Source organism: Longimicrobium sp. (assembly GCF_036387355.1).
Taxonomy (GTDB): Bacteria; Gemmatimonadota; Gemmatimonadetes; order Longimicrobiales; family Longimicrobiaceae; genus Longimicrobium.
The window spans coordinates 1-6,868 of record NZ_DASVTX010000595.1; the positions used below are offsets into that span (position 1 = coordinate 1).

Consider the following 6,868-nt stretch of genomic DNA (forward strand, 5'->3'; position numbering starts at 1 on the left):
CGTCGTGGCCTACCTCGCGCTGCGGCTGGCGGATGAGGGAAAGCTGGATCTGGACGCGCCGCTGAGCCGCTACGTCGCGCAACCGTTCGTCGCGGACGACGCGCGGCTGGAGGCCATCACCGCGCGGCGCGTGCTGTCGCACACGTCCGGGCTGCCCAATGGCCGGCAGGGCGGGCAGCCGGTGCGCATTCACTTTGCGCCCGGCGAGCGCTTCAGCTACTCCGGCGAGGGATACGTGTACCTGCAGGCCGCCCTGGAGCGCATCACCGGCGAGCCGCTGGACGCCCTCGCACAACGCATGGTGTTCACGCCGATGGGGATGGAGAGCAGCTCGTTCGTGTGGCAGGCGCGCTACGACTCGCTCAAGGCGTACGGTCATGGTGAAACCGGGGCCGTCTCCGGGCGGCGGCGGTCCACCACGGCCAGCGCGGCCTCCAGCCTGGAAACGACCGCCGCGGACTACGCGCGCTTCGTCGCCGCCGCGATGAACGGCGCCGGGCTGCGGCCGCAGACCCGCGCAGACATGCTGCGGATGCAGGTACGCGCGGACCTGGCGTGCGTGGTGTGCGTAGAGCCGCCGTCTGCACCGCGCCCCGCCGGCTTCGGATGGGGGCTGGGATGGGGCGTGTCACCCGAGGCGGGCGGCGGCGCCGTGGCGTGGCACTGGGGCGACAACGGGGACATGAAGGCGTACGTGGCGGCGCGCGGCGACGGGCGGATCGGCGTCATCATCCTGTCCAACGGCGCCAACGCGCACGCCATCACCCCCGAGATTGCCTCGATCGCGCTGGGCACGGAGGCACCCGGCTTTGCGTGGCTGCGCTACGACCGGTACGACTCGCCCGGCCGGCGGCTGCAGCGGCGCATCGTGGCGGGCGACACGTCCGCCTTCCGCGAACTGGCGGGAGAAGGCGCGGCGGCGCCGCTGGACGAGGTGGCGATCAACAGCCTGGGCTACCGGCTCCTCCGCCGCCAGCGCACCGCCGACGCCGTGCGCGTGCTGCGGATCAACGCGGAGCGCTTCCCCGCGTCCGCCAACGCGCACGACAGCTACGGCGAGGCCCTTCTTGCGGCGGGCGACACGGCGGGGGCGACCGCCGCCTACCGCCGCTCCGCTGGGCTGGGGGGACAGAACGCCGCGGCCGTCCTGGCGCGCCTCGCGCGGCCGGTGGTGCGCGTGGCGCACGACGTGCTGCGCGCCTACGCCGGCCGCTACGACACGCCCATGGGCCCGCTCACGGTCACGGCGGACGCGGACGGCCTGGCGGCGACGCTGGGCGAGGAGGGCAGCGCGCGGCTGGTGGCCGAAACCGAGTCGCGCTTCGCCGTCGGGGGCGGGAGCAACACGGTGGAATTCGTACGCGGCCCGGACGGGCGGCCCACGCACGTCATCATCCGCGCAGGCGGGCAGGAGATCCGCGGCACCCGCGCCCCCTGATCGCCGGAACGCCCGATCTCCATCCACAGAAAACGCCGCCCCGGCCAGAACTCCAGGCCAGGGGCGGCGCTCATCCTTCCGTCACCCGAATCACGTGGACGTGGACGCGGACGCGCGCCGCCGCCGTCGCCGCGCCGAGCGGCTCCTCTTCGCCCGCTTGCGGGAGAAGGGCTTTGGGAGGGGTGCCTCGGCGCGCCTTGATCCGCCCGAAACGCCCCCGATCATCCCGTCAGCTCTGCCCGGGACGACCCTCGCCCTGCGCGGGGGACTGGCTGCGGCGGAAGCGCATGACCACTTCCTCCACCCACTGCTCCACGTCCGTTGCCGCCTGCCCGGTGAGGGTGCTTTCCTCCTCGTGCACGCCGTCCTCCGCCGTGCCGCCGCTGCGCTCCACCACGGCCTCCACTACGGACCTCCAGGTGGCGCGCTGGGCCACCTTGCCCACCGTCCGCATTCCCAGGTGGTCAATGAGTCCGCCGGAGCGCGTGAACGAGCGCACCTCGAAGCGAAGCAGCCCCGGCCCTTCCTCCGTGACGTCAAAGCGGATGGCGCCGCTGAGCGGATGGCCTTCCAGCGTCACGAGGGTGATGGTGTCGTCGTCGATGTCCACGCAGCGCACCTGGATGTGGCCGCGCATGGGGATGGAAAGCGTGAGGGTGGCACCCACGTGAATGCCCGTCTGCGTCCCCGGCTCCACTCCCACCTTCATCAGCGGCTCGGGGGCGAGCTGGTAGAACTCGGTCTGCACCATGCGGAACAGTTCGCCCGCGCTCATCGTGCTGCCGCGGATGTCGGCCCAGTAGCGCTGACGGTGCAGGTCGCCCGTCCCCTCGCTGGGAAGCTGCTCCGGCAGCGTGTCCGCCAGCTTGCCGATCCCCTCTGCCAGCGGCGTGGGCGTGACGCCGAACACCTCCGTGAGCCCATTGACGCCGCCCTCAGGGATCAGGTTGCCTTCTTCCAGCATGGTCAGCTGGTCGGGCTTGATGGGGAAGCCCAGGCCGGCCGCGTCCATCGCCTGCGTCCCCATCCTGGCCAGGAACTCGGGGACGGGGATGAGGACGGGGTTCAGGTCCGTCATCCGGCTCATCAGCTCGATGAGGCCGCGCATGGTCGTCGTCTCCGTCCCGGCGAGCTCCACGACCGTTTCCACCGGCGAGTCGCGCTCCACCGCGCGGGCCAGCGCCAGCCCCAGGTCGTCCACCCACATGGGCTGGAACGGCTGGTCGCCGGAGCCCACCAGGGGGATGGCGGGAAGGGTGCGCACCATCTTGAGCAGGAGCGAGATGACCTCGTCGCCGGGGCCGTACACGTTGCCGGGGCGCACGATGAGCCATCCCGGAGGCGCCACCTCGCGCACGGCCAGTTCCGCCGCGTACTTGCTCTTGTGGTAGCCGCTGCGCCCGCCCTCCGCGCCCAGGGAGGAGACGTAGACGAAGCGCCGCACGCCCGCGCGCTTTGCCTCGCGCGCCAGCCGCCGCGTGCCGTCCACGTTCACGGCCTGAAAGGTGGATTCCGGCGGGTTCTCGGCCACGATGCCCGCCACGTGCAGCACCGCGTCGCAGCCGTTGGCCGCGCCCAGCACCGCCTCGTCAGACGAGACGCTGCCCGCGTACGGCTCCACGCCCTCGGCCCACTGGCGCGCGTCCTCTTCCGCGCCGCGGGAAAGCAGGCGCACGCTGTGCCCCGCCCGGAGCAGTTCGTTGACCGCGGCGCGGCCCACCACGCCCGTTCCCCCCGTCACCAGCACCTTCATCCCGTCCTCCCGGTTGCCGTGTTGCCGTGCGGAGGGGCACGTCCGGTGCCAGTGCTTCCCCGCCCCGCCGCGCGCTCCTATGGGGACAGCCGCACACCGAATTTTCTGCATCCGCCGGACGCCCAAGCAGGTTGGTGCGGCGAAACTCTGGTGAAGCGGGCCTCGCTGTCGCATAATTAGCACACCATCACACCCCAACCCCGGTTTCGTGCCGGTCCGGTGCCCCCCCGCCAGCGCCTTCCCCGGCCGCGCGCGGGCAGCCGTCCTTTCTTTCCGACGCCGAGACGACATGGAAGCATCCCCGCCAAACCGCCCCCGAAAGCCACGCCGCCGCTGGCGCTGGCACGTGCCTCCCGCCCTGGTGCACGGGGGCGAGAGCCTGGAAGGCGTGCAGGTGCTGGACGAGGTGCAGGGACCGCTGGGACTGTTGCTGTGGGAGACCTACCGCGACGTGGCGCTCTGGGCGCTGGTGGAGCCAGAGGAGCGCGGCGGCCTGTTTGCGGCGGACGCGCTCCCGGTGCGGATGGCCGCGCTGGAGGCCGCCGGCGCCGACGCCTCGCTGGAGCCCGCGCTGCGGGCCGCGGCCGAGGTGCTGCGCGATCCCTCCACGGCGCAGGAGCCCGAGGTGACCGCCGCCTGCCGCAAGGCGGCGGAGTGGGCCGAGGCGCGCGGGCTGCTGGCCACGGCGGTCACGCTGGCCACGGGCGCCGCGCTGGCCTCGCCCGCGGACGCCAGCGCCGCCTTCCGGGTGGGCCAGATCGCGCGCGAGCGCGGCGAGAACAACCGGGCGGAAACCTGGTTCCGCCGCGCGGTGGGGCTGGGCCGGCAGGCCAAGGACTGGGCCAGCTACAGCGAGGCATTCCTGGGCCTGGGCAACCTGTACAAGCTGCGCGGCAACTACCCCGCGGCGCGGCGCTTTCACATTCGCGGGCTGCGCGCGGCGCGCCGGCACGCCCTGCGCGACATTCAGGCGCGCGCGCTGCACGACCTGTTCTGCATCGCGGTGCAGACCGGGCCGCCGCACGAGGCGCAGGATCTGGCCACCCTGGCGTTCCGGGCTTACGGACCCCGGCACCCCAGGCTGCCCGCCCTGTCGCACGACGTCGCGTACTTCTGGATGGAGCAGGGCCGCTTTGCCCCGGCGCTGGAGGTATTCCGCGCGGTGCTGCCGCACATCACCTCGTCGCGCGAACGGCTGCTGGTGGCGGCCAACGCGGGCCGCGCCGCCGCGGGCATCGGCGACCGCGCGGGCTACGAGTCTGCGTGGGAAACGGTGTGGGGCGCGTCCGCCGAGTGGGAGCGCGCCCCGCGCGCCGCGCAGGCGCTGCTGGAGCTGGCGCGCGGCGGGGCCACGCTGCGCGAGTGGAGCCGCGCCGAGCGCGCGGCCGAGGCGGCGCGCGACCTGGGCCAGCGCACGGGCGCCAACCAGGTGGTGATCGAGAGCGAGGCCGTGCTGGACAACGCCCGCCGCAAGGGCGCGGTGCAGTTCGGCGAGCCCGTTGCGCTGGGCGAGTCCGGCATGGAGGCGGAGGACCTCGCCGCCGACCTGGTGCGCTCGCTCGCCCGCGTGCGCTGACGGCGGAACGGGATGGATGACGGCCCGGCCGGGGTTTCCCGGCCGGGCCGTCGTGCGTAGGAAAGGAAGTGCCCAGTGCCCAGTGCCCGGTGCCCAGTACGGAAGTACGAGAGTACGAGAGTACGAGAGTGCAGAGCGTGGGCGGGATGCCGCTCCGTCCCGGCTGTTCCTATTCCCTATTCCCTATTCCCTATTCCCTCGCAGTTCCCGGCTGTTGCGTGAGCCCCGCTCACCCGTAACTTCACAATCGGGATGCCGCCGGACGGGTCCGCGACTTGCGCGACCGGCGCCCGGGCCCGCCCTACCCCCTGACGAACACAGAGCGATGAGCGCCAAAACCGGCCAGACCGCACCGAGCGAGCAGGAGTCCCGCGACGTCGCCGAAGCGGCGCGCGAAACGGAGTGGACCGCACCCAGCTTCGTGCGCGAGCTGTTCCTGGGCAACTTCCGCCTGGACCTGATCCATCCGTATCCGCAGCAGTCCCCCGAGGACAAGAAGCGCACGGACGACTACATCGCCAAGCTGCGCCCCATCATCGAGCGCGCGGACAGCGACGAGATCGACCGCACGGGCGAGCTGCCGGCGGACCTGGTGCAGGACCTTCGCGAAGTGGGCGCCTTTGGCCTCAAGATCCCGCAGGAGTACGGCGGCATCGGCCTGAGCCAGGTGGGCTACGGCCGCACCGTGGGCATGGTCACCAGCAAGGACGGCAACCTCACCGCCCTGCTTTCGGCCCACCAGTCCATCGGCGTTCCCCAGCCGCTCAAGCTTTTCGGCACGCCGGAGCAGAAGAAGAAGTACCTGCCCCGCATCGCCAAGGGCGCCATCAGCGCCTTTGCGCTCACGGAAGACGGCGTGGGCTCCGATCCGGCGGCGCTGGCCACCACCGCCACGCCCACCGAGGACGGCAGCGCGTTCATCATCAACGGCGAAAAGCTGTGGTGCACCAACGGCACCATCGCCGAACTGCTGGTGGTGATGGCCCGCACGCCCGACAAGATCAAGAACGGCAAGCCCATCCCGCAGATCACCGCCTTCATCGTCGACACCAAGGCGCCGGGCGTCACCATTCAGCGCCGCTGCCGCTTCATGGGGCTCAAGGCGCTGCAGAACGCGGTGATCACTTTTGAGAACGTCCGCGTTCCCCGCGAAGACATTCTGTGGGGCGAGGGCAAGGGGCTCAAGCTGGCGCTGGTGACGCTCAACACCGGCCGCCTTACGCTCCCCATGTCGGCGGCGTACGGCGCCAAGGCCGCGGTGGAAGTGGCCCGCAGGTGGGCCGCGGAGCGCGTGCAGTGGGGCCAGGCGGTCGGCAAGCACGACGAGGTGGCGCAGATGCTGGGCGGCATGGCGGCGGACACCTTCGGCCTGGAGGCCATGGCCGAGATGTCGAGCGCGCTGGCCGACCAGGCGCAGAACGACATCCGGCTGGAGGCCGCCATCGCCAAGCTGTGGACCAGCGAGGTGGGCTGGCGCATCATCGACGACCTGATGCAGATCCGCGGCGGCCGCGGCTACGAGACGGCCGACTCGCTGCGCGCCCGCGGCGAAAAGCCCATCGCGGTGGAGCGGATGATGCGCGACTTCCGCATCAACCGCATCTTCGAGGGCACGTCGGAGATCATGCACCTGTTCATTGCCCGCGAGGCGGTGGACACGCACCTCTCGGTGGCCGGCGACATGATCAAGCCCGACATCGGCATGGGCGCCAAGCTGGCGGCCATGGCCAAGGCGGGGGTGTGGTACGCGGGCTGGCTCCCCAAGCGCTTCGTGGGCGGCGGGCAGCTTCCGGGCGCGTACAGCGAGTTCGGCCCGCTGGCCGGGCACGTGCGCTACATCGAGCGCACCTCGCGCAAGCTGGCGCGCGAAATGTTCTACGCCATGGGCAAGTACCAGGCAAAGCTGGAGCGCAAGGGCAAGCTGCTGGGCCGCTTCGTGGACATCGGCGCCGAGCTGTACGCCATGTCGTGCGCCTGCGTGCGCGCGCAGGCGCTCAGCAAGGAGCCGCACGGCAAGGACGCGCAGCGCCTGGCCGACGTGTTCTGCAAGCGCTCGCGCCTTCGCATCCGCGACCTGTTCGCCGCCGTCCACAAGAACGCC

At 71.9% G+C, this 6,868-nt stretch carries 4 protein-coding genes; 3 read left to right on the forward strand and 1 reads right to left on the reverse strand.

What is annotated here, in order from left to right; translation table 11 throughout:
* A partial coding sequence (locus VF665_RS25810; protein ID WP_331056380.1) for a serine hydrolase occupies window positions 1–1,438 on the forward strand: 1,438 nt, incomplete at its 5' end.
* 229 nt (window positions 1,439–1,667) lie between these two features.
* On the opposite strand, the gene VF665_RS25815 is transcribed toward VF665_RS25810, so the two are convergent.
* Window positions 1,668–3,191: a DUF1990 family protein gene (locus tag VF665_RS25815; RefSeq protein ID WP_331056381.1), complete on the reverse strand. Its 1,524-nt coding sequence runs from the start codon at window positions 3,189–3,191 to the stop codon at window positions 1,668–1,670.
* A 289-nt stretch (window positions 3,192–3,480) separates the two neighbouring features.
* Between VF665_RS25815 and VF665_RS25820 the strand changes: the two genes are divergently transcribed.
* A complete protein-coding gene (locus VF665_RS25820) occupies window positions 3,481–4,767 on the forward strand; it encodes a tetratricopeptide repeat protein (protein WP_331056382.1) in 1,287 nt (428 codons plus the stop codon).
* A 325-nt stretch (window positions 4,768–5,092) separates the two neighbouring features.
* A partial coding sequence (locus VF665_RS25825; protein WP_331056383.1) for an acyl-CoA dehydrogenase family protein occupies window positions 5,093–6,868 on the forward strand: 1,776 nt, incomplete at its 3' end.